Here is a 24,366-nt window from a genome sequence, read left to right on the forward strand (position 1 = left end):
ATATCCATATTTTACCATAAGATGAGTCGCGTGTAAAGATAGCTAAAAAAAATTAAATTTTTTTGTAGTATGTTCTAATAGCCTTGTATTATAATGAATGTATTAAACTCGGACGATTATTTTTATAAATGGAGGAAAAAAATGTATGGAACTAAAAAATGAAGATATTGATAAATGCATAAAATATTTAAAGCTTCTTTCAAAGCAATATCCAACGATTAATGAAGCAGCAACAGAAATAATAAATCTCAAGGCTATATTAAATTTGCCAAAAGGAACGGAACATTTTCTTTCAGATATTCATGGAGAATATGAGCAGTTTGTACATGTACTTAAAAATGCCTCCGGAGTAATCAGAAGAAAAATAGATGATATTTTTGGAAATAGATTAATGCAGAAAGATAAAAAAAGCCTAGCTACTTTAATTTATTATCCAGAACAAAAATTAGATATGATATTAAGGCAACAAAAAAATATGGATGACTGGTATAGAATTACATTATATAGACTAATAGAAGTTTGCAGAAACGTTTCCTCTAAATACACCCGTTCAAAGGTTAGAAAAGCTCTGCCCAAAGAATTTTCATATATAATAGAAGAGCTTTTGCATGAAGAGCCGCATGGAGTAGATAAGCAGGAATACTATGATGAAATAATAAATACAATCATAGATATAGATAGGGCAAAGGATTTTATAATTGCTATATCAAAGCTTATTCAGCGTTTAGTAGTAGATAGACTTCATATTATAGGAGATATATTTGATAGAGGACCAGGTGCAGATATAATTATAGATAAGCTTGAAGAATATCATTCAGTGGATATTCAGTGGGGAAATCATGATATTGTGTGGATGGGGGCAGCTGCAGGTTCGGTTGTATGTATGGCGAATGTCATTAGAAATTCTGCAAGATATGCTAATTTGTCAACAATAGAGGATGGCTACGGAATTAATCTATTACCACTTGCTACTTTTGCAGTTGAATTTTATGGAAATGATCCATGTGAGAGATTTTTACCAAAAATCGAAACGGAAAAAAATTATACTGTAAAAGAAATACATTTAATAGCAAAAATGCATAAAGCTATTTCAGTGATACAATTTAAACTTGAAGGAGAAGTTATTAAAAGACATCCAGAGTTTAAAATGGATCATAGACTTCTTTTAAATGATATAGATTTTAAGAGTGGAACCATACAGCTTTATGGAAAGGAATATAAACTTAATGACAATAGCTTCCCAACTGTAGATAAAGAAGATCCGTATAAGCTTTTAGATGAGGAAGTTGAATTGATTGAAAAATTGAGATCTTCCTTTGTAAATAGTGAAAAACTAAATAGACATGTTCGTTTTCTCTTTTCTCATGGAAGTTTATATTTAAAATTTAATTCAAATTTACTTTATCATGGATGTATACCTTTAAATGACGATGGAAGTTTTAAAGAGGTACTTATAGAAAATAAAAAATATAAAGGAAAGGCTCTTTTGGATAAACTTGATATGCTTGCGAGAGAAGGATTCTTTTATGAATCAAGCTTAGAGGAAAAACAAAATGCTGCTGATATGATATGGTATCTATGGACAGGACCTTTTTCACCTCTTTTTGGAAAAGAAAAAATGACTACCTTTGAAAGATATTTTATTGATGAAGGTGAAACTCATTATGAAAAAAAGGATCCATATTATTTCTATAGGAATAATGATGATATATGTAACAAAATTTTATGTGAATTTGGACTTGAGCCTAGTGAATCACATATAATTAATGGTCATGTCCCTGTGAAAAAAAAGGATGGCGAGAACCCAGTAAAGGCTGGAGGAAAGCTTATAGTAATAGATGGAGGATTTTCAAGAGCATATCATAATAAAACAGGAATTGCGGGATATACACTAATATATAATTCCTTTGGACTTCAACTTGTATCACATGAGCATTTTGAATCTACAGAGAAAGCAATTGAAGAGGAAAAGGATATATTGTCTTCTACAGTTATATTTGAGAAGGCGGTAAAGCGAAAAAGAGTTGGGGATACGGATATAGGAAGAGAACTTAAAGGACAGCTTCATGAACTTAAACTTTTACTTTTGGCTTACAGAAAGGGCTTAGTAAAGGAGAGCATAAAAAAATAAGTTTGAATTTTCGTTTGTTGAATATTTTAATTTAGTATTATATAATTTTAATATACTTAAAAGGATGGGATATGGAATTTATGAATATTAATTTAGAAGATTTAATATTTTCACTTGATATCGGAACCAGAACAGTTATTGGAACAGTTGGAATTGTAAAAGATAAAAAATTTCAGGTAATAGCAGAAAAGTATACAGAGCACGAAGAAAGAGCTATGGTAGATGGTCAAATTCATGATATAGGTCTTGTAGCAAAAGCTGTAAACAAGATTAAAACTGAAATAGAGGATGAAATTGGTTTTACACTTAAAGATGTGGCTATTGCAGCAGCAGGAAGATTTCTTAGAACAGCCGAAGTTAAAACTGAAATTGAAATAGATGAGGATAAAGAAATAGATAATGATTTAATAAGAAGTATTGAACTTACAGCTGTTAAAAAAGCAGCAGAAGAGGTAAATAAGGATACAGAGGGAAAACTTTATTGTGTTGGTTATAGCACAAAAAGCTACTATTTAAATGGATATGCTATGTCAAATTTACTTTCTCACAAAGGTCACAGTGCAGCTGCTGAAGTTATAGCAACGTTTTTACCAAGATCTGTAGTTGATAGCTTGTATACTGTAATTAAGAAGGTAGGATTAAATGTATGTAATTTAACTCTTGAACCTATTGCAGCAATGGAAGCAGCAGTTCCTAAAAATTTAAGACTTTTAAATATAGCACTTGTGGATATAGGTGCTGGAACCTCAGATATAGCTATAAGTTCAAAGGATACCATAAGTGCTTATGGAATGGTGCCAATAGCAGGAGATGAAGTTACAGAGATTATAGCACAAAATTATCTTGTGGATTTTAATACTGCCGAAATTATAAAAAGAAAATGTACTGCAGATAATGAAATAAAATATACAGATGTGCTTGGAATTGAGGGTATGGTTAAGGGAGAAGAAGTTATAAAAGTAGTAAGACCCACAGTTGAAAAGCTTACAGAAGAAATATCAAAGAGAATAATAGAGCTTAATGGTGGTAAATCGCCTAATGCCTTGTTTCTCGTTGGTGGAGGAGCTCATACACCTCTTGTAAAAGAATTGATAGCAGAAAAACTAGGTCTTCAAGTTCAAAGAGTTGCTATAAAAGGAAGAGAAGCTGTAACAGATTGCATATGCGCAGATAATTCCTTAGAAAGTACAGGAGTTACAGTTCTTGGCATAGCTCTTGTAGCTATAAGAAGACTTGGCAATGATTTTATAGATGTTATGCTTAATGATAGTATAGTAAGTTTGTTTAATTCAAGAGTTCATAATGTTATGGATGTTGTTGTTCAGTCTGGAATAAATCCTAAGCTTTTAATGGGCAAAAACGGCAAAAACATAAGATTTACATTAAATGGTGATAAGCGAGTAGCATTTGGAACAGTAGCAAAAAATGCTGAAATAAAGGTAAATGGTGTTATCTCTAACATAGATTCAGAGATAAAAGAAAATGATAAAATAGAGATTAAATACGCAGAAGATGGTGTTGATGCACATCCTCTAGTAAGAAATTATGTAAATAAACTTTACAGCGTTGGATTTTATGTGGATGATAACATTGTAAATCTAGAGCCCATTTTTTTAATAAATGGAGAAAATGCTTCTCTTGATAGTGAAATTCATGAAGGTGATGAAGTAGAAACTGTGTATCCATCAACTTTACTCCATTATATAAAATATTTTGATAAGGATTTAAATAAAGAGTATTATCTAAATAATAAAAGATTAAATGATGATTATATTATAGGTGAAGGAGATAAGATATATACATACAAGGAAAGTACACAAGAGGATGAAAGTTATATTAAAATAGAAAAAGAAGATATATCTGAGGAGAACACAAAATCAGAAGAAAATGAAGAAGTTAAGCTTGAAGAAAAAAATGTAGAGGCTTTAAAAGATGAGATTTTTTCAGAGATAGTGGTTGTTATAAATGACAATCCTATAAAGCTTACTGGAAAAGATGAATATAAATTTGTGGATATATTTGATTTCTTTCAGTTTGAGTTAACAATACCAAAAGGAAATCTTGTTTTAAAGCTTAATGGGAACAATGCTGGATTTTTTGATGAACTACATGATAAAGATATAATTGAAGTCAGATGGGAATAATTTTAAAGAAAGAAGTGAAGAAATGGATTACATAGGTGAAGCAAAAAAAATAGAAAAAGAGCTTGTTTCTATTAGAAGGGATTTTCATCAAAATCCTGAACTTGGTTTTGAACTTCAAAGAACAAGTGGTAAAGTAAAGGAGTTCTTAAAAAAAGAAGGTATAGAGTATATAGAAACAGCGAAAACAGGAATATGCGCAATTATAAAAGGAAAGAATACAGGTAAGACAGTAGCTCTTAGAGGTGATATGGATGCACTTCCACTAAAAGATAAAAAATTATGTGAGTATTCTTCAAAAGTTGATGGTAAAATGCATGCCTGTGGACATGATGCACATACTACTATACTTATGGGAGCAGCTAAACTTTTAAATAGCATGAAAGATGAACTTTGTGGAAATGTAAAATTATTTTTTGAGCCAGCAGAAGAAACTACAGGCGGAGCCCAAATTATGATTTCAGAGGGAGCACTTGAAAATCCAAGAGTAGATGCGGTTTTAGGGCTTCATGTTTCAGAAACTATAGATTGTGGAAAAATAGGTATAAAAAAAGGGGTAGTAAATGCAGCGTCCAATCCATTTCAAATATTAATAAAAGGAAAAGGAACTCATGGGGCACATCCCAATTTAGGCGTTGATCCAATCACTATTGCTTGCAATGTAGTGAACGTAATTCAGACTATAGTTAGTAGAGAAATTTCACCTACAAATCCTTCTGTAATAACAATTGGATATATTCATGGAGGAACTGCTGGAAATATAGTTCCAGATGAGGTTAAAATAGGTGGTATAATAAGGACAATGAAAAGTGAAGATAGGGAATTTGCTAAAAAAAGGCTTGTAGAAGTTGCTCGTGGAGTTGCAAATTCTATGAGAGCTGAAGCAGAAGTAAATATAGAAGAGAGTTACCCATGTCTTTATAATGATGACAGTATGTATAGTTTTATGAAGGAAGAAGCAGAAGAACTCCTTGGCAAGGAAAACGTAATAGAGCTTGAAGAGCCTAGCCTTGGTGTAGAAAGTTTTGCATATTTTTCTATGGAGAGACCATCAGTATTTTATTACCTTGGAATTAAAAATGAAAAAAAAGGTATAATAAATCCAGCTCATGGAAATTTATTTGATATAGATGAAAATTGTCTTCATATAGGTGCTGCACTTCAATGCAAGGCAGCTTTTGAAGCATTAAAAAAACTTTCACAAAAATAAATATATTTATCACAGGAGGAAAGATGGAAATAACAATAGGACCAAACGAAGCAGGACAGAGAGCAGATAAATTTATAAGAAAGTGGCTTAATGATGTCCCACTTAGTGCCATATATAAGGCTTTTAGAAAGGGTGACATAAGGGTAAATGGCAGTAAGTGTAAGGATAAATATATTCTAGTAGAAGGAGATGTTTTAGTAGTTAAATATGTTAAATCATCGCCTGAGAAGAAAAAGTTTAAAAGAATAGACAACAACTTTAAAGTGGTATATGAAGATGATAATATGCTTTTAGTTGAAAAGTGGCCTGGAGTACTTGTACATTCTAATAAGCCAGATGGTGCACCTACTTTAACTGATTATGTGCTTTCATATTTATATGATAAGGGAGATTATAGACCTGAGGAGGAAGTTACTTTTATTCCAGCACCTTGCAATAGATTGGATATGAATACTTCAGGTATAGTTGTTTATGGTAAAAATTTTGAGTCACTTAAAATTTTAAATGAGATGATAAGAGATAAAAAAATAGAAAAATACTATTTATCTCTTGTAAAGGGTAAAATAAAAGATGGAATTTATGAAGGATATATACATAAAAATGAGGATTCAAACATATCTGTAGTATTTGATGAAGAAAGAGAAAACACTAAAAGAATTTCCATGGAAGTGAAGAACATAGAAAGCTGTGGGGCATTTTCTTTTATTGAAATTGAGCTTTTAACAGGACGAAGTCACCAGCTTAGGGCGCATCTTAGTCATTTAGGAAATCCTATTCTTGGTGATTCTAAGTATGGTGAAAAGCAGATAAATGCTTATTTTAATAATAAATTTGGCTTTAACTTTCAATTTTTGTATGCTTACAAATTAGTCTTTAGAAATTGTCCTGAAAAATTAAGTTACATGGAAAACAAAACAATAGCGGAGGCTCTTCCACCAATATTTAAAAAAGTAAAAAAAGATGTGTTTAAATTTTAAGGAGTAAGTTTTATGAAAGAACAGTCTACGGCAAAAGGTTTTGCGATATTATCCATGGCAACTATTCTTGGGAAGATATTATCTCTTTTATATCTTCCATTCCTTGTAAAGATACTCGGTGGTTCTGGAACTTATGCAATATATTATGCGGCATATCAAATTTATGTATTTGTTTATGTACTTACAAATGCAGGAATTCCAGTTGCAATATCAAAGCTAGTATCAGAATTTATTGCAGTAAAGAACTATAGAGATGCAGTAAAAAGTTTTAAAATGTCTAGATTTATGCTCATTATAATTGGAAGTGTCATGTCAGTTATATTGTTTTTTGCATCTAGATTATTTTCTAATTTAATGAAAGTTCCACAGTCATATCTTGCGGTAATGGCTTTGAGTCCTGCTATTTTGTGTACCTCCGTATCATCGGCCTATAGAGGATATTTTCAAGGTAGAGGAAATATGACACCAACAGCAGTTTCGCAGCTTTTAGAACAAATTTTAAATACAGTATTATCTTTAGTATTTGCAGCCTTATTATTTAAATATGGAGAAGCAGCTGCTTGTGCTGGTGCAACAGTCGGTACTACAGTAGGAGCCTTTGTTTCGGCAATATATCTTGTGGCAACCTATGAAAAAAATAAGCATTTTAGAGTTCCAAAGGAATACTACGAAAAGCAGACTATAAAACATACAAATAAACAGATAGCATACAAGATAGCGAATTATGGAATACCAATAACTCTTTGTATTGGAATGCAAAATGCAGGTAATTTAATTGATACAGGAAATACCATGTCTAGGCTATTAGCGGGAGGGCTAAAATATAATTTAGCTAGATCGCTTTTTGGTACTATTGGACAATATCAAACACTTATGAATGTTCCAATTGCAATAATAAGCAGCCTTGCAGTGACTATTTTGCCGTCAATTTCAGCATCAGCAGCTATAAAGGATAAAAAAGTTCTTACTCAAAAGATAAACTATGCTTTTAGAGTATGTTTCTTAATTGCAATTCCTTCTGCTGTTGGATTTTCTGTCATGAGCTTGCCGGTTTACAGAGTTTTGTTTCCAATTCAGGGTTTTAGGCTTATGTTTTTGGGATCTGAGGTTCTTATTTTTATGTCTTTAGTTCAGATACAAACAAGCATACTTCAAGGAGTTGGAAAGATATATAATGTAACTATTTATTCCATAATAGGTATAGTAGTAAAAATAATATCAAATTATATTTTAATTGCAATACCTAGCATAAATGTATATGGAATTATTATAGGAAGCATTTTAGGCTATAGCACAACTATATTTTTAAATTATAGGCTTATGAGGAAGTCCATGAGAATAAAAATTAAAATGTTAAGACATGCAGTAAAGCCTCTTGTGGCCTCAATTATAATGGGGGGAGTTGTATGCTTAGTTTATTCTACAATTAACTTTATAATGCAGCTTGTAATAAAAAAGGTTTATTTAGATAATCTTATAGCACTGATTTTTGCAGCAGCAGCAGGTATGTTTGTGTATTTCTTATTTCTTGCACTTATTAGAGGAATTAGAAAAAGTGATTTGGACTCCTTTCCTAATAAAATAAAAAGATTTATACCTAAATCTATTATGGCTATAGTGAGATAGAATACTTTATTTAGCAGCGGAAAATGGTAGTTCACAATTAACAGTAATTATATACTGTTAATTGTGAACTATTTTTTAAGCTAAGTTTTTTATAAGCATTTATTTAAAACACAGCCTAAATTTAATATTTCTTGGGCTGCTTTTTTGTATCCACCACTTTCTCTAAAGGATTCATTTATTTTATTAATATTTTTACTATAATTTGGATCTGATAATATTTTATTCAAAGAGCTTTTTAAAAGCTCAGGAGTGAGCTTGTCCTTATCAAGAGAAATACATGCTCCGAGTTCAGCACTTCTTGAAGCCATATAAGTTTGATCTGCACCTAAGGGTATTGCAACAAATGGAACGTTATTAACTAGTAAATCATTTGTACTGTTCATCCCACAATGTGTTATGGCAGCACTTGCATATTTTAAAATTTCGCTTTGAGAAATGTAATTTCTAACTATGAAGTTTTGGGGTATATCAAATTCAGACAAATCAACATTATAGGCGGTCATAACAACTACTGCATCTTCATCTTTTAAAGCCTTAAAAAATATATCATAAAGATTAATATTAGTACCGCTGAAAACTGTACCTAAAGAAATGTATATAACCTTTTTACCTTTAATTTCCTTGTACGGAAAGTTATCTGTATTTTCTTTTCTATCATATATTGGTGGTCCTATAAATTTAAAAGTATCATCATAATATTCAATATGGCGAACAAAATATTTAGATGTATATACAAAATTTACATCACCTTTACTAAAAAACAAATCCGTAATTTTGGGTATTGTTATGTTATATTTTTCTTTTAAATTATGTGAAAGTTTTTTATAAGTATCCATAACAGGATATTTCTTCAGTGTTTCTTCGTTGATTTCATTAGCAAGTTTAGGTGCAATTTCTTTTGGAGTAGCAAATACTGCAAATGAAGAAAATGACGGTAAATGCAATATTTGTGACATGATTTTACCTAAAGGGCAAACTGATGCATAACCAACATAGTCAAACTTTATATCTTCTATTTGCTCTAAGATGCTTTCAATACTTTTTTCACAAGAAGATAATTTGTTGTTAAGGAATTCTACTGCAGTTTCTAAGGTTATATTTTGAACATTAAAGTGATTTTTATTTGCATTTAAATCATTTGTTATGTTTCCATAACTTTTAAATACAGCGCCTGCTTTCTCTATTCGTTCTCTAAATTCTTCAGTGCAAAAATAAATTACTTCTTGACCTGATTTTACTAGTTCATTTACAATACCCAAGGTTGGGTTTACATGACCATAGGCTGGTATATTTAAGAATAATACTTTACTCATATTAAACACATCCTTTTACATTTATTTTCATTATAATGTATGTAATTCCAATATATACATTATAATTCTTGATAAATAAGTATTCAACTATAAATTCTAAAAAAATTTTGATTTAAATATTAGTTCATATTTATTCAAAAATGTAAAAAATTAAATTTTAATAATATATTCGTAAAGATATGTTATTGCATATATAAATAATTATAAAAATAAGTTATAATATATATTGAAAAAGTGCTATAAATAAGAAGGAGATTAAATACCAAATGGCTAATGAGGTTATAATTAAAATGCTAGAAGTAGAAAAACCTAAAATAGATTGCTTAGTTGATGAAGATAAAAAAGTTTATGAAATGGGTCTGAGGTTATTTAGTGCGCTTATGAGTAAAGATTTTTTTGATATTCCAAGAATAGATATTAATAATCTTTATAAAAGAGAAGGATTATTTTATGAAATTCCTTATTATGACTCAAACATGCTATTTGAAGAGGAAAATGCTTGTTTATTTTTAAGAGTTCAAAAGGTTAAAGATAATGATATAGAATCACCTTTTGAAATTTATTTTAAGATGGAGGCCTGGGATAATTTTTCGTTTATAGTCTGTTTTAAGGCATTAGATGAACCTCTAGAATATTCTTTGGTTTCTTGTAGAACTGGTGAGTACTTTACAGAGATACATAACTATGATGAATTAACTCTAACCGAACTTATGAGTCTTTATCAAGATGTGCAATTATAATTATCTTAATTTTCTTCTGATTGTCTTAAGTGACAAAAAGAATAATATAAAACCTGCACATATAATTGAAAGAGTTTTTGATATAAAGTAGGAATCTGGTATTAAGTTGTTCATTATCCCAAGGATTAAATATAAAAACACACTTAATAGTATATCTATAAATATATCGCCTAAATTAAAATGTATCTCACAGAATTTTCTTATATCGCGCATGTTGAGAATATAGCTTGTAATACTTGTGAGTATAAGGGTTATACCATATCCGTATATGTTTATAAAGCTTATTCCAGTAAGTACATATAAAAGTATTAGTTCTTCAACTGATATTATTACTGAATTTATAAGAATCTTGGTTTGTTTTCCTATTCCGCTTAATATTGCAAAGGTAGAGCCAGATACATATGAAAATGGCAGTGAAATAGCTGAAAACATTATGTATTTTCCAAGATCATTTCTATTGTAAAACAATTTTCCAAGAAGCTCAGGTATGCTTAAGCATATTATCAAGGTTGCAAGCCCTAGAAAAAAGGAAATCTTCAGTACCTCAGATATTCTTTTTTCAACTGCAAACTTGTTTTTTTGATTTATGTTTTGAGAAATCTCTGGCACAAGCACTGTTGCCATAGAGCTGATTATTATCATTGGAAAAAATGTTATTGATAATGCCATTCCTGAAAATTTACCTATCATCTCAAGAGCTGCTTTGTATGGAAAACCAGCGAAAACTAATCTTCTTGGAAGAATAAGTGTTGAGGCAGCTGAGAGTATTGAAGATACAAATCCATTTACGCAAAGAGGAATAGAAACTATAAGTACATCAAAAAGAAGTTGTCCTTTTCCCTCATATAAAGTGTAGTCTGATTTTAATCTTTTACTGGATATGACAAAGGCAAAATAAAGAAAGATCAAGCTCATGAATTCACCTAGGCTTAGAGCAGCATAAACTGCTGTTACTGTTTTAGTTATTGTTTTTAACATAAGCAAATCAATTATGCCTATAACAACTAGTACTCTTACTGCTTTTTCAAAAATATCTATGTATGCTGGTATTTTTGCTTTTGATACTCCATAAAAATATCCTTTAAATACAGAAGATAAGGCAACGAATAAAACAGCGGGGCAAATTACTTCAAGAGAATATATTGTTCTTGCATCCTTTATTACTATTTTACTTATAAATCCCATATTAAAAAATAAAATTACACATACGAAAGCTGACCATACGAAAGTAAAAATTAGAGATGTCTTAATTAAAAGAATTATATTTTTATAATCTTTATTTCCGTATAATATAGATGCTTTTCTGGATATTGCAATAATTAAGCCGCCGCATACAAGGCAGCAGAATAAATCATAAACAGGCATTATAAGTCCATAAAGTCCAACACCTTCAGCACCAAGCTTATTAGAAAGTATTATTGAAAAAATAAATCTTAAAATTCCAGTGGCAAAATTTGATATTGTAAGTATAATAGTATCTTCATAAAATTTATCGAGTTTCATACATCATCCTCCATCAATACGTAAAAGTGTGCATATAAATAACTATGAAATTTCAAATATAAATATGTATTTGATTTATTATATTGATGAATATATAATATTTATAAATCATCTTTAGGGGGAGTTTTTATGACTAATTTAAAATGTCCTGTATGTGGAAAATACGTAAATGCAAATAATTATAATTTTAATAGTGAGGCTTTTATCGATAAGAATAAGGAAGATAGTATAGTATATTGTCCTTTTTGTGGTGCCAGTAGTATTTTCTTTTCTACTTCAGGAGAAGTTTATAATATAAATTCACAGGAACTTGATAAAAATACGCTTAAAATTATAGATCATGCAGTTAAACTTGAAATATTTAATGGTGATTTTTATCTAAAAGCATCCGAGATGTGTAAAAGTGATAAATTAAAAGAAATGTTTAAATCTCTTAGTAGCATTGAGTACGAGCATTCAAGAATACATATGAGACTTGGTGGATTTAAGGAAACACCTGTACTTATAAATATGAATTACAGCAGCTATGATACAGATGAAAAACTTTTAAAAGCAGCATCAATGAGAGAAGAACATGCGGTTAATTATTATGAAAAGTATTCTAAGAAAATTAATAATAAGGTGCTTTCAAAGATATTTAAAATACTGAGGGATGTTGAAAAAATTCATATACAGTTAACTTTGAATGAAATATAATGAATATCCTCTTACCTTGATAATATAATTAAGGTGAGAGGATTTTTGTTTTAGGAGGAGAAAGTGAAAAAAATAATTAAAACTGTATGTGTTATTTCTTTAATAAGTTTGTTGTCATATTTTATTGTGAATAGGCTATATGCTACATATGATGTTAAATGTACCGATAAAAATATGAATTATTCTATTAAATATAAAGGGCTCAATAAGGCCGTTGATTTTGATAAGGGAGAAGATGGAACCTTTTACATTGCCTACAATAATAAAGTACAAGCAATTTACAGCAATGGGAAAAGCATTGATATTATAAAGGATGATGCGAAAGGGATAATGTCTATTTTATATTACAGAGGTAAACTTTATATGGCAAAAGAGCATGGCATATACTATTATGATTTTCAAAGTAAAGAGCTTAAAGCCTTAATAACAAACATACCTAATTTTGGTGACTATAAAAAGATTATAATGAAAGCATACAAGGACTATATATATGCATCTATTGGTTCAGCTACAAATAGTGGAGTTGTAGGTAGTGACAATAAGTGGACTAGCATAAATCCTTATGGTTTCGATATAACTCCGAATAGTATAACGTTAAAAGGAATAAATTTTGGGAAAGATAAAACAGGAGCCTTTGTTCCATATAAAACTTCAAATATAAGAGGGCAGATAATACCTAATCATTTTCCGGGAAATAGTTCTGTGATTATTGTAAATTTAAATACTAAAGCAGCAGAAACTTATGCGTGGGGAATAAGAAATATATGTGGAATGGATTTTACAAGCGGGGGCAAAATAATAGCATCAGTTGGTGGAATGGAAAATAGAGGCTTAAGACCAATTAAGGGAGATGTTGACTATATATATTCTATAGAAAAGGGAAAATGGTACGGATGGCCAGATTATAGTGGAGGTGACCCTGTAGATTCACCTAAGTTTAAAAATAAAACAAAGCGTATACTGGATAAGGTGCCTAATATAAATCCACCAGCACCACTTTATGAATATGACAATGTGGGAAGCTTAGATTCTATTAGTATAGATTCAAATGGAATTTTAGGTTTAAAAGATTTGATGTATGTGTATGATAAAAAAAATAACAATATTATATGCATAAACGGAAATAAGATGAATAAGTATATTATGTTCACTCGTAAATCCTACGTAGAAGATTTCAGAATTTATAAAGATGGTATTTATGTACTTGATTCTAAGGAGGGATGTCTTTTAAGGTTTTATCAGCATCATGAAAATGCACTTCTTATTGTGGATAAAAAAATTTTGTATTGCATAGCTGCGGCTATTGGAATATCAGCTTTGATTATACTGATATATGGGATGAGGAAAAACTAGGAGGAAAAATTTATGCTTACAGTAGAAAAAACTTTTGGAAAAACAGTAAGAGGAATTTATTTTTTAGCTAATCCTATTAAAAAGATATTTATTAAGACTACATGTATAGTTCATAAACACATAAATTGCATTGCCGTAGAGCTATTAAAGAAAAATGGTTTTCAAAATGAGTATAGATTTTTTAGTAAAAATCTAGATACTATAAATAAGGGAACTGTTTGGGCAGATCAGGATTTTAGATCATCAAATCACTTTTTTCATCATGAGAGAAACAAAGGCCTTTATGGATTTTCAAATGCTCTTGATGAATGTAAAAAATATTATAATATGTCCATAAGGTCTTTAAGATGTGGTGATAAAAATAGATCTCTATTTTACTTTGGAGTGGCGTGTCATGTACTTCAGGATTCTACGGTGCCACAGCATGTGCATAATAGGCTTTTAGATAAACATAGAAAATTTGAAATGTGGATTATTGGAAAATTACTTTCAGGATATAAATTTCAAAAGGCTTCAGAAATAATTTTTGAAAACAGTTTGGAAAAATGTGTAAAAGATAATGCAAAATTTTCTAATAGGGTATATAATAAATATAATGCTGTTTTAAATAAAGAAATTAGATACGCAGGGATAGCTAATAATATAATACCAAGAGCTGAGATGGTTACATCAGGCTTTATGCTAAAATATTATAAAGAATATTTAGAAATAACAAAATTTAATGAAAATTAAGCATATTTTCTAAATTAGTTGGAGGAATTACACAAAAGGCATCGAATATCTATAATATAAAGATTTTGTAGAATTGCATAAAATTTTAAACATTAATATGTTTATAGCATAGTAATGTTGGTTCAATTATAAGTTGAACAATCACTATGCATAAAATACATTTAGGGGAAGGTGTATTATGGAAAAGGTATTTATTAATTTTGAGAGGGAAATTTTCAAGGGGAATGTTTTAGATGTTGGACTAAAAAATTATGGCATAATTTATGACTTATGCAAAAATAATGATGAGGCAATTGATATTGACTATGTAGAGGGAAAAGAGGAAAAAAAGTATATTGGAAAAAATGCTTATGATAGCTGTGTAGCATTTTTTGCACTTAAAGATATAACTTTAGATAGTGCAAAAAAGAAATTCTTTAAGGATATGCATGATTTTATGAAAGATGATGGAGTTATGTATCTATGGGATATTGATAAGACCGTATTTAGGACATTCAGAGGGAAATTCAAGGTTGCGCTTCCTGATGTGAAAATTAAAGAGATAGAGATAAATGATTTTAATATACTTTCGGATAATTCTTGTGATAAAATATGTAGTATGATGAAACCATATTTTGAAATACAAGAATTAAAGCGTTCTAATAATGTATATTACATTAAGGCACAAAAGAAGGGAAGTAATATAAATGGAGAAAGTGCTGCTTACTGCGGTTAACTCACAATATATACACAGCAATTTAGCAGTAAGATACTTAAAAGCTTATACAAAGGACATTGATTTTGATATAAGCATAAAAGAGTTTTCAATTAACGATAGACTTGAGAGAGTTTTTGCTTCTATTATGGATGAAAAGCCTGATTTGGTTGCATTTTCGTGTTATATTTGGAACATAGAATTTGTAGAAAAGCTTGCTAATTTAATTAAAAGAGTAGATACGAACATACAAATATTATATGGCGGGCCAGAGGTTTCTTATGATAGCCGAAATTTTCTTTTGAAAAGTGCAGGAGATTTTGTTATAGAGGGAGAGGGAGAAGAGACCCTTCGTGAATTTTTTCTATGGAAATTAAAAAATGGTTTCAAAAGAATGGATTGCACCATAAAGGGGCTTTATAGTAAAAACTCAGATGGCGAAATACTATATGGAGGAGCAAGGGAACTTATGAATATGAATTCTGTAGTATTTCCATATGGTGAGGACGATGATCTTTCAAATAAAATAGTCTATTATGAATTTTCGCGCGGATGTCCATTTAATTGTAAATACTGTTTATCTTCTACCATAAGAGGAGTAAGATTTTTAGAGTTAGAAAGGGCAAAAAAAGAGCTTAAATTTTTATCTGATAAAAAGGTAAAGCTTGTTAAGTTTGTGGACAGAACTTTTAATGCTAACCCCAAGCTTACAATAGAATTATGGAAGTACTTGGCTGATCTTGATACGGATACTTTATTCCATTTTGAAATTTCAGCAGATATACTAACAGATCAGTGCTTAGAAGTGCTTAACAAAGCTCCAAAGGGTAGGTTTCAACTAGAAGTTGGAGTTCAAAGCACTAACGATGAGGTTTTAAGAAATGTGAATAGGTATGTTGAATTTGAAGATATAAAGAAAAAAGTACTCTGTATTCAAAAGTTTAATAATATAAAACAACATTTGGATTTAATTGCAGGTCTTCCAGGTGAAGATTTAGTATCATTTATAAAATCATTTAATGATGTTTATTCAGTTAAACCAGAAGAACTTCAACTTGGTTTTTTAAAGCTTCTAAAAGGTTCACCTATGAGGGATGAAGCAGAAAGCTGGGGAATGTCCTATTCCCCTTATCCTCCATATGAGATATTGCGAACTAAGGATATTACCTTTGATGAAATAATGCTTTTAAAGAGAGTAGAAGCTGTAGTAGATAAGTACTATAATAGTGGTAAGTTTTCTAATATACTAAATTATATGGTCCCTAAGTTTAAAACACCATTTTACTTCTATCACGAGCTTGGAGAGTTTTTTTATAGAAAAGGATATTTAAATAGAAATGTTTCTTCAAGTGGTTACTACAAAGCATTTATTGAGTTTAATGATGAAGTTTTAGAAGAAGATAATAGCATCCTTAAGGAAATTATTAAGTACGATTATTTAAAGTTTAATAAAAAAAGCTGGATTCCTCCTTTCTTAAATAGATATAACAAGAAAGACGAGGAAAGCCTAATAAAGAATATGCTTAAGGAAAAAGGTGAATACAATAAAAATATGCATTTTGAGAAGTTTTGCATTGATATTACAAAATACATAAATGAAGATTTAAAAATTTTGGGGGATAATTACATATTATTCTAAGTTATATTTCTTAAATTTTTCATGCTTAAATCTAGATTCTTAGAGGAGTGAGTTATCATACCGCAGGATATGAAATCCACTCCTTTTATAGCTTTAGCTTTTATGGTATCAAAGGTTATGTTGCCAGATACTTCAATTAGAGCCTTTTTATCTATAATCTTAATGGATTTTTTTATATCTTCTGCATTCATGTTATCTAGCATTATTATATCGGCACCAGCTTCCAAGGCTTCTTTAACCTCAGAAATTGATTCTGTTTCAACTTCTATTTTTCTCACAAAGGAAGTGTTTTTTCTTGTTAATTCTATGGCATTTTTTATGCTTCCAGCAGCAGCTATATGGTTGTCTTTTATTAATATCCCATCAGATAATCCAAACCTATGATTAAACCCGCCTCCAATTTTAACTGCATACTTTTCCATTACCCTCATTCCTGGAGTTGTTTTTCTAGTATCAACAATTTTAACTCCAGTGTCTTTTACGGCGTTGCAAAGTTTATTAGTAGTTGTAGCTATACCACTGAGCCTTTGAAGAAGGTTGAGTGCGGTCCTCTCTCCTGAAAGTATAATAGAAGTACTGCCCTTAATACTTCCTATAATTTCACCATTTTTTATTTTGTCTCCATCGTTTATTTTAAAGGTAGCTTTAGTGTTTCCCAGTATAAAAAATACTCTTTTAAATATTTCTATACCTGCTATAATACCATCATCCTTTGAGATTATATCTACTATGCTTTCAGAATTATGAGGGATAATTGAATTTACTGTAATATCATTATAGGCTCCATCCTCATCTAGCGCATTTTTTATAAAATCATCATAAAGTGACCAATTCATTTTTTTTACCTCCCAGAGCAGTTTTAAAAGTTTCTATTGCAATTCGTTTGTTATTATGTATTTCATTTAAAGCAGTTTCAAAGGTGAATTTTGTTTTAATATCCTTTGGCAGTATATTTGAAATTGTGCTATTTATATTTTTGGAGGCTCTCCTTGAAAAAACAAGTCCTTCAAGAAGAGAGTTACTCGCAAGCCTATTTGCACCATGAACTCCTGTGTTGCTAATTTCACCTGTAGCATAAAGATTATTCATTGATGTTTTACCATTAAAATCAACCTTTATTCCACCCATAAAATAATGTTGGACTGGTGTTACAGGTATTTTTTCTTTTGTTATATCTATGCCTCTTTCCATGCAGCCATTATATATTAGAGGAAATCTATTTTTTATGAAATTACCGTCCATTGAAGACAAGTCAAGGTAAACATAATTACTTTTACTCTTAAACTCCTCTTTGTAAATTGCATTAGCTACAACGTCTCTTGGAAGGAGCTCGTTTACAAATCTTTTATTATTTATATTTAGGAGTTTTGCACCTTCACCTCTAACCGACTCTGATATTAAAAAGTTTCTATTCAATAGGTTTTCTTCATATAATGCAGTTGGATGAAACTGAATATAATTTATATCTTTAAGTTCTATATGATTTTTTACGGCAATTGAAATTCCATCTGCTGTAAGTGTCTTTTGATTAGTAGAATTTTTAAATATTCCGCCAATACCACCGCAGGCTAAAATAGTAACCTTTGAGTGAAAATTGTATACTTCACTATTGTGTATTCCCACAGCTCCAAAGCAATGATTATTTTCAGTAATTAAATCGAATATGCAGGTGCTTTCAATTAATTCTATATTTTTTTTATTTAGTACATTAAAGAAAAGTGCATCAAAAACAGCTTTACCAGTTTTATCACTACTGTGAACTATCCTATTTACGCTGTGTGCACCTTCTCTTGTATAATCAAAAGTATTGTTTTTAATATCAAATTTAACTCCTAAGTTTGATAAGTTTGATATGTTTTCTATGGATTCATTTGCAAGTATTTCAACAGATTTTTTGTTGTTTTTAAAGTGACCTGCTTTTAAGGTATCAAGCACAAACAATTTTTTATCTTCTTCGTTTAATGCCTTTGAAATTCCACCTTGAGCTAAGTAAGTATCACATTCAGAGGCTTTGGATTTTGATAAAATTATTACACTAAGATCACTTGAAATATTAAGAGCTGAATAAAGTCCAGCAACTCCTGTCCCGATAATAAGGACATCAGAATACATGTCCACAAAAATCATCTCCCAAGTATAAGCATATTATTCAAAGCATCAAAAGCTTTTTTTCTTATGCTTTCTTCAATATTTATTTCGTTGGTCATATTTTTTAAACTTAAGTATATGTCTTCTAATTTTGTAGCTTTCATATTTACACAAATCATTTTGTTTAATGTATGAAATTTCTTGTCTGGATTTGCTTCTCGCATTTTATACATTATTCCCGTTTCTGTTACAATTAAGTATTCACAGGTGTCTTTGTCGCTGCTTACGTATCTTATCATAGAGGCAGTACTTCCAATAAAATCTGCAAGCTCTCTTACGTTATAAGAACATTCTGGGTGGACGAGAACTTTTAAATTTTCCTTTAGTTTTTTTGCTTCTATTATATTTTCAGGGGTGACCATATCATGAACTCTGCAAAAGCCATTCCAAAGTATAATGTTTTTATTTGGAACTTGTTCTTTAACATAAGAACCAAGATTTTTGTCTGGAAGAAATATGATATCATTTGAATCTATGTTTTTAACAATTTTTACAGCATTAGAGGAGGTACAACAAGCATCTGATAGTGCTTTTACCTCCACAGATGAGTTTATATAACAAACAACCTTTGCGTTTTTATGCTCATTTTTTAGCTTATTTAAGCTAGGGGCATTTGCCATATCAGCCATTGGGCATCCAGCGTTTATAGCTGGTAGAATTACTTTTTTGTGTGGTGAAAGAATTTTTGCACTTTCTGCCATAAATCTTACTCCACAAAGTACTATGACATCAGCTGAATTGTTCTTTGCAATTTTACTTAATTCATATGAATCTCCAACAAAATCAGCTATTTCTTGAATTTCTTGATTTTGATAATAGTGAGCTAGTATTATAGCATTTCTTTTTGCTTTAAGCTCAAGAATTTCATCCTCTAAATTTTCAATCACAATTACATCTTCTTTCTAAAGCAGGCAATTTTAAGCTGCTATTTTTTTAAAATCTATTTTTAAAGCCTTTTGTATTGAACCCGCAAATATTGAAGATAGTATGCCATCTGCAAAATGGTGAATAATAGTACCAACGCCAACGACAATGAGAGCATTATAAGCTGTAAAGCCAAATGGAATGACTATAAGTGCTTCTAATATAGCATGTACAGGTGCAGTAAAGATAATTGTTTTTTTAAAAGAAACTCCACGCTTTATAAGTAGAGCACCTACAAATCCTACAACAGCATGTGTTAAAGCTCTTGCAGCTATAACAGGTGTTGCTGTAATTAGAAATCCGAAAGCGGAGCCTATTCCAACTATTATTGCAACTTCTGGAGAAATTAACATGGCTATAAACATAGGGACATGGGAAGCCAAGGTTGCGGAAAATGGCGGAAGCGTAATTCTTAGAAATCCTCCAAAAACTACAGGAATTACTATCGCAAGTGCTGTTAAGAGTGCTGAAAAGGTTAATTTTTTTATATTGGTTTTCATTTGTTTTTTATACCTCCCTATACTAGTGTATATACAGTAGTATACAACAATGCTTACTAACTGTAAATATAAAAAAATATTTTATTTATATAAGTGTTGACTTATTAACTTATAATATTTATATTTAAGAATAGTATAGAGCTTATCATTTAAAAGGAGTGTATTGTGTGGCAATAGAAAAAAAAGAATTTCAATTAGAAGATAAAAGACTTTATGAAGCTGAAAAATGGATTGATAACCAAATTAAAATAGCAAAGCAAAATGATAAAGAGCTTGAGGATAAAATTGCAGATTTGAAAAAGCAATCGAAGGGAAGATACAATGAGGAACTTGAGATATCAGAAAAACTCTATAATATAACTCATAAAAATTTAGAAAAATACTTAGAAGCAAAACCAACTCCATATTTTGCAAGGATAGATTTTAGAGAAAAAAGAAGTATTAATATAGAAAGCTATTATATAGGAAAATTTGGACTTGGTGATAATACAAATGGCGAAGAAAAAGTAATAGATTGGAGAGCGCCTATAGCTGATGTTTATTACAGTGGGACTCAAGGAGAAGTTACTTATAAAATTCCAAATGGCTATGTGGATGGTGAATTATATCTTAAGAGAAAGTTTATTATAAAGGATTCTAAACTTAAAGATGCTTTTGATGAAGGTATAAATGAAATAATTTTGAGGTCAGCAGAAAATGGAGAAAATGCTTTAGCTGATGAATTTTTGAGAATAAATCTTGAAGAAAATATAAGTGGAAAGTTAAAGGATATAGTTGCTACCATTCAAAAGGAACAAAATGATATTATAAGAAGTGATAGAAATTCTGCTCTTGTGGTCCAAGGGTCTGCTGGATCTGGAAAAACTACAATAGCACTTCATAGGCTTGCATATCTTCTTTATAAACACAGCAAAAGTATTTCTGGAAAAGATGTTCTTGTAGTAGCACCAAATAAACTTTTTCTTGATTATATTTCAGATGTACTTCCGGGACTTGGAGCCAATAAAGTAAAACAAGTTACTTTTGAAGATATGGCGTTAAAACTTCTTAATTTAAAAGGCAAAGTATATACAAAGGATAAAAAGCTTGCGGATGTACTTGAGGAAAATGATGAGATAAAAAGAAAATGTATAACGGCTGCGAGTACTTTAAAGGGTTCTCCGCTGTTTAAGGAAATAATAGATGAATATTTAAAATATATTGAAAAAAAGGACTCAGAGATAGAAGATATAAAGGTTGAAAACTATGTATTGTTTGATAAAAAGGAAGTTAAAAGACTTTTTGTAGGTGATATGGCCCATCTTCCTATAGATAAGAGAAAAGACGAGATAAAAAAATATTTTGAACTTAAAATAAACGATAAAATAATCAACATATGCGAAAAAATATCCTTTAATTATGAGTATAATATTGCTAGAATTAAAAAAACTATGGAAGATGGAATTGAGAGAAGAAAAAAATTAATACAACTTTACGATGAAAGGGATTTTAGAAAAAAGAATATAACTCATCTTTCTAGGAAAAGGATGGATGAATACTTTGAAAACTGGAAGCACACAAATACGGAAAAGCTTTTAGGGGAGTTCTTTAATAGTAAAGAAGTAATGAAAGAGATTGTAGGAAACAAAGTACCTTCAAAGCTTCTAAAATATATGGTTGATGAGTTTAATTCAAATACTAAAAATGACACGATTGATGCAGACGATTTAGCTGTTATGCTTTATATAAAATTTAGCATAGAACAAATAAGTGAAAAGAGTATATATAAGCATATAGTTATTGATGAAGCTCAAGATTACAGCATTTTTCAATTTTCGGCACTTAGAAAATTGAGTTTAAATGATTCATTTACAATAGTAGGTGACTTAGGTCAAGGAATATATTTTTACAAGGGTATTGATAATTGGAAGGACTTAAATAGCTATATATTTAATGAGAACTTTAAATATGTTGCTTTAACTCAAAGCTATCGTTCCACTGTTGAAATTATAAATTTTGCAAATGAAGTCTTAAAAAAGCAAAGCAATGGATTAAAACCTGCAAAACCAGTTTTAAGACATGGAAAAGCTCCAGAGGTTATTGAATTTAAATGTAACAAAGAGTTTTGTGAAAAAGTTGATGCTATAGTAGTAGATGTTGAAAAGGCTGGCAAAAAAACAATAGCTGTTGTTGGCAAAAATCATGCAGAATGTAAAAGGATAAAAGATTATTTAAGAAGATATGGAAAATATGATTGGAAGCTTATTCGTGATAATGAGAAAAACTACGATTTAACTAGAGTAGTGATACCATCCTATATGACTAAAGGTTTGGAGTTTGATTGTACTATCGTATATAATTGCAGTGATGATGACTATTCTAATAATGAGCTAGATAAAAAAATATTGTATGTTGTTCTTACAAGGGCTCTTCATTTTGAATATATATTTTATAATGGAAAAAAATCAAAACTTATAGATAATTATTATTAACAGATAATAATTATCTATAACTATTGATTTTGAATTGTAATGTGTTATAATATTAACATAAGATAGATATTGGTTTGGAGGTAATAATATGGGAGTAGAAAAAATTAAAGATGATGTTTACTTTGTTGGTGTAAAGGATGAAGAGTTGAGAGTTTTTGATATAATAATGGAAACTAAAAAAGGCTCAACATATAATTCTTACCTTATTGATGATGAAAAAGTTGCGGTAATTGATAGTGTAAAAGATGGGTTTTATGATGAATTTTTAAACAATATAAAAAGCGTAATTGGAGATAGGAAAGTTGATTATATTATAGTTCAGCACACAGAGCTTGACCACAGTGGTTCTATTTTTAGACTTATAAAGGATTATCCGGAAGCTAAAATTGTAGCTTCAAAAGCAGCCATAACATATTTGAAAGAAATAGTAAATGGAGATTTTGAAAGTATTGATGCAGTAGGTCTTAAGGAACTTAATTTGGGAAAAAATACACTTAAATTTATTTCAGCACCTAATTTACATTGGCCAGATACTATGTTTACTTATTTGGAAAATAAAAAGATACTTTTTACATGTGATGTAATGGGATGCCATTATTGTCCTAAAGGTTCTGTAATGGATAAGGATAGAGAAGGTTATCTTCCAGAAATGAAATACTATTTTGATGTAATAATGGGACCTTTTAAGAAGTTCGTTATTATGGGACTAGATAAAATCAAAGATCTTGATATAGATGTTGCAGCTCCTAGTCATGGACCTATACATATAGACGATGTAGAAAAAAGCATACAGCTCTATAGGCAATGGGCACAGCTAGAAGATCCTAAAGAAAAGAATGTTCAAGTACTTTATATAACAGCTTATGGCAACACAGGTAAAATGGCAAATTACTTAGCTGAAGAGATAAATAAAAAGGGTATAAAAGCCGAAGCACATGAAATAACAAATATGAAGATGGATGAAGTTGTAAATGCAATTTCAAATGCTGATGGAGTTTTAATAGGTTCGCCTACAATAAACCAGGATGCAGTAAAACCGGTTTGGGATGTACTTTCACTTGTTTGCCCTATAACAAACAGGGGTAAAGCAGCGGCAGCTTTTGGATCATACGGATGGAGTGGTGAAGGTGTTCCTATGATGATGGATAGACTTAAATCACTAAAATTTAAAACAACTGATGAAGGATTAAGATTTAAATTTGTTCCAGGAGAAAAGAACTATAAAGAAGCAGATGAATTTGTAGACAAATACGTGGAGTTACTATAGTATATATATACAACTTGAAAGATTTAAATTGTCAGTACTGAGTGTATCTATATAAACTAAAATTTATCTCAGTGTACAATTTACAGTTAAGGATGGTTTACCTTTCGCTTTGCTTAGGTGAATCTTAGAACTTAATAGTGTTAGCCATGCTGAACACTATGTTTTACCCCATGCGTAATTATTAAGTTTAAGATTTTTCAAAGAGTAGCAGATAAAAATCATCCTTAACTGTCTTCTGTTAATTGTACCATGTTGTACCATAAGTTAAATCCTAGTTCTATGGGTTTAATTTCACATTAGT

At 30.1% G+C, this 24,366-nt stretch carries 19 protein-coding genes; 13 read left to right on the plus strand and 6 right to left on the minus strand.

What is annotated here, in order from left to right; all coding sequences use genetic code 11:
- Positions 1-145: 145 nt before the first annotated feature.
- The 5 genes from ACJDT4_RS17905 to ACJDT4_RS17925 all read left to right on the plus strand — a co-directional run bounded on the left by ACJDT4_RS17905 (position 146) and on the right by ACJDT4_RS17925 (position 8,085).
- A complete protein-coding gene (locus ACJDT4_RS17905; protein WP_406788959.1) occupies positions 146-2,131 on the plus strand; it encodes a fructose-1,6-bisphosphatase in 1,986 nt (661 codons plus the stop codon).
- Positions 2,132-2,202: 71 nt separating this feature from the next.
- On the plus strand, positions 2,203-4,275 hold the full coding sequence (locus ACJDT4_RS17910) for a cell division protein FtsA (RefSeq protein ID WP_406788960.1): 2,073 nt from the start codon (positions 2,203-2,205) through the stop codon (positions 4,273-4,275).
- 22 nt (positions 4,276-4,297) lie between these two features.
- The gene (locus ACJDT4_RS17915; protein ID WP_406788961.1) at positions 4,298-5,482 is read left to right on the plus strand and encodes a M20 metallopeptidase family protein; all 1,185 of its coding nucleotides are present in this window, start codon (positions 4,298-4,300) and stop codon (positions 5,480-5,482) included.
- A gap of 23 nt (positions 5,483-5,505) precedes the next feature.
- Positions 5,506-6,459 carry an RluA family pseudouridine synthase gene (locus ACJDT4_RS17920; protein ID WP_406788962.1) on the plus strand — a complete coding sequence of 318 codons (954 nt, stop codon included), beginning with the start codon at positions 5,506-5,508 and terminating at the stop codon, positions 6,457-6,459.
- Positions 6,460-6,471: 12 nt separating this feature from the next.
- Positions 6,472-8,085: a putative polysaccharide biosynthesis protein gene (locus ACJDT4_RS17925; RefSeq protein ID WP_406788963.1), complete on the plus strand. Its 1,614-nt coding sequence runs from the start codon at positions 6,472-6,474 to the stop codon at positions 8,083-8,085.
- Positions 8,086-8,174: 89 nt separating this feature from the next.
- On the opposite strand, the gene ACJDT4_RS17930 is transcribed toward ACJDT4_RS17925, so the two are convergent.
- Positions 8,175-9,398 carry a macrolide family glycosyltransferase gene (locus ACJDT4_RS17930; RefSeq protein ID WP_406788964.1) on the minus strand — a complete coding sequence of 408 codons (1,224 nt, stop codon included), beginning with the start codon at positions 9,396-9,398 and terminating at the stop codon, positions 8,175-8,177.
- Between the two features lie 266 nt (positions 9,399-9,664).
- Between ACJDT4_RS17930 and ACJDT4_RS17935 the strand changes: the two genes are divergently transcribed.
- Positions 9,665-10,138, plus strand: a complete 474-nt coding sequence (locus tag ACJDT4_RS17935; protein WP_406788965.1) for a hypothetical protein — start codon at positions 9,665-9,667, stop codon at positions 10,136-10,138.
- Here the strand turns inward: ACJDT4_RS17935 and spoVB are convergent, their stop codons facing one another.
- Positions 10,139-11,641, minus strand: a complete 1,503-nt coding sequence (spoVB, locus tag ACJDT4_RS17940) for a stage V sporulation protein B (protein ID WP_406788966.1) — start codon at positions 11,639-11,641, stop codon at positions 10,139-10,141.
- A 129-nt stretch (positions 11,642-11,770) separates the two neighbouring features.
- Here spoVB and ACJDT4_RS17945 point away from each other — a divergent pair, with 129 nt between their 5' ends.
- The 5 genes from ACJDT4_RS17945 (at position 11,771) to ACJDT4_RS17965 (ending at position 16,755) form a co-directional block, all read left to right on the plus strand.
- On the plus strand, positions 11,771-12,337 hold the full coding sequence (locus ACJDT4_RS17945; protein WP_406788967.1) for a metal-iron-binding protein: 567 nt from the start codon (positions 11,771-11,773) through the stop codon (positions 12,335-12,337).
- Positions 12,338-12,400: 63 nt separating this feature from the next.
- Positions 12,401-13,690: a PQQ-dependent sugar dehydrogenase family protein gene (locus tag ACJDT4_RS17950; protein WP_406788968.1), complete on the plus strand. Its 1,290-nt coding sequence runs from the start codon at positions 12,401-12,403 to the stop codon at positions 13,688-13,690.
- A gap of 12 nt (positions 13,691-13,702) precedes the next feature.
- Positions 13,703-14,422, plus strand: coding sequence for a zinc dependent phospholipase C family protein (locus tag ACJDT4_RS17955; RefSeq protein WP_406788969.1), 720 nt, complete (start codon positions 13,703-13,705; stop codon positions 14,420-14,422).
- Between the two features lie 178 nt (positions 14,423-14,600).
- Positions 14,601-15,137, plus strand: a complete 537-nt coding sequence (locus ACJDT4_RS17960) for a hypothetical protein (protein WP_406788970.1) — start codon at positions 14,601-14,603, stop codon at positions 15,135-15,137.
- Positions 15,109-16,755 carry a B12-binding domain-containing radical SAM protein gene (locus tag ACJDT4_RS17965; RefSeq protein WP_406788971.1) on the plus strand — a complete coding sequence of 549 codons (1,647 nt, stop codon included), beginning with the start codon at positions 15,109-15,111 and terminating at the stop codon, positions 16,753-16,755. The genes ACJDT4_RS17960 and ACJDT4_RS17965 overlap by 29 nt, the downstream gene beginning before the upstream one ends.
- Here the strand turns inward: ACJDT4_RS17965 and nadC are convergent.
- Genes nadC through ACJDT4_RS17985 form a run of 4 tightly spaced genes read right to left on the minus strand, consistent with a single transcriptional unit; the run spans position 16,752 to position 20,327 of the window.
- Positions 16,752-17,591: a carboxylating nicotinate-nucleotide diphosphorylase gene (gene nadC, locus ACJDT4_RS17970; protein ID WP_406788972.1), complete on the minus strand. Its 840-nt coding sequence runs from the start codon at positions 17,589-17,591 to the stop codon at positions 16,752-16,754. The two genes, ACJDT4_RS17965 and nadC, sit on opposite strands and share 4 nt — an antisense overlap.
- A complete protein-coding gene (locus ACJDT4_RS17975) occupies positions 17,572-18,873 on the minus strand; it encodes an L-aspartate oxidase (protein ID WP_406788973.1) in 1,302 nt (433 codons plus the stop codon). Before ACJDT4_RS17975 ends, nadC begins: the two co-directional genes overlap by 20 nt.
- Positions 18,874-18,878: 5 nt before the next feature.
- On the minus strand, positions 18,879-19,790 hold the full coding sequence (gene nadA, locus ACJDT4_RS17980; protein ID WP_406788974.1) for a quinolinate synthase NadA: 912 nt from the start codon (positions 19,788-19,790) through the stop codon (positions 18,879-18,881).
- 30 nt (positions 19,791-19,820) lie between these two features.
- Entirely contained in the window at positions 19,821-20,327 is a 507-nt protein-coding gene (locus tag ACJDT4_RS17985; protein WP_406788975.1) for an ECF transporter S component, read from the minus strand.
- 167 nt (positions 20,328-20,494) lie between these two features.
- On the opposite strand from ACJDT4_RS17985, the gene helD reads away from it, so the two are divergent.
- Both helD and ACJDT4_RS17995 read left to right on the plus strand, forming a co-directional pair.
- On the plus strand, positions 20,495-22,798 hold the full coding sequence (gene helD, locus ACJDT4_RS17990; protein WP_406788976.1) for an RNA polymerase recycling motor HelD: 2,304 nt from the start codon (positions 20,495-20,497) through the stop codon (positions 22,796-22,798).
- Positions 22,799-22,886: 88 nt separating this feature from the next.
- Positions 22,887-24,065 carry an FprA family A-type flavoprotein gene (locus ACJDT4_RS17995; protein ID WP_406788977.1) on the plus strand — a complete coding sequence of 393 codons (1,179 nt, stop codon included), beginning with the start codon at positions 22,887-22,889 and terminating at the stop codon, positions 24,063-24,065.
- Positions 24,066-24,366 lie beyond the last annotated feature (301 nt).

Origin of the sequence: Clostridium neuense (assembly GCF_045310695.1) — a bacterium.
GTDB classification, from domain to species: Bacteria; Bacillota; Clostridia; order Clostridiales; family Clostridiaceae; genus Clostridium_S; species Clostridium_S neuense.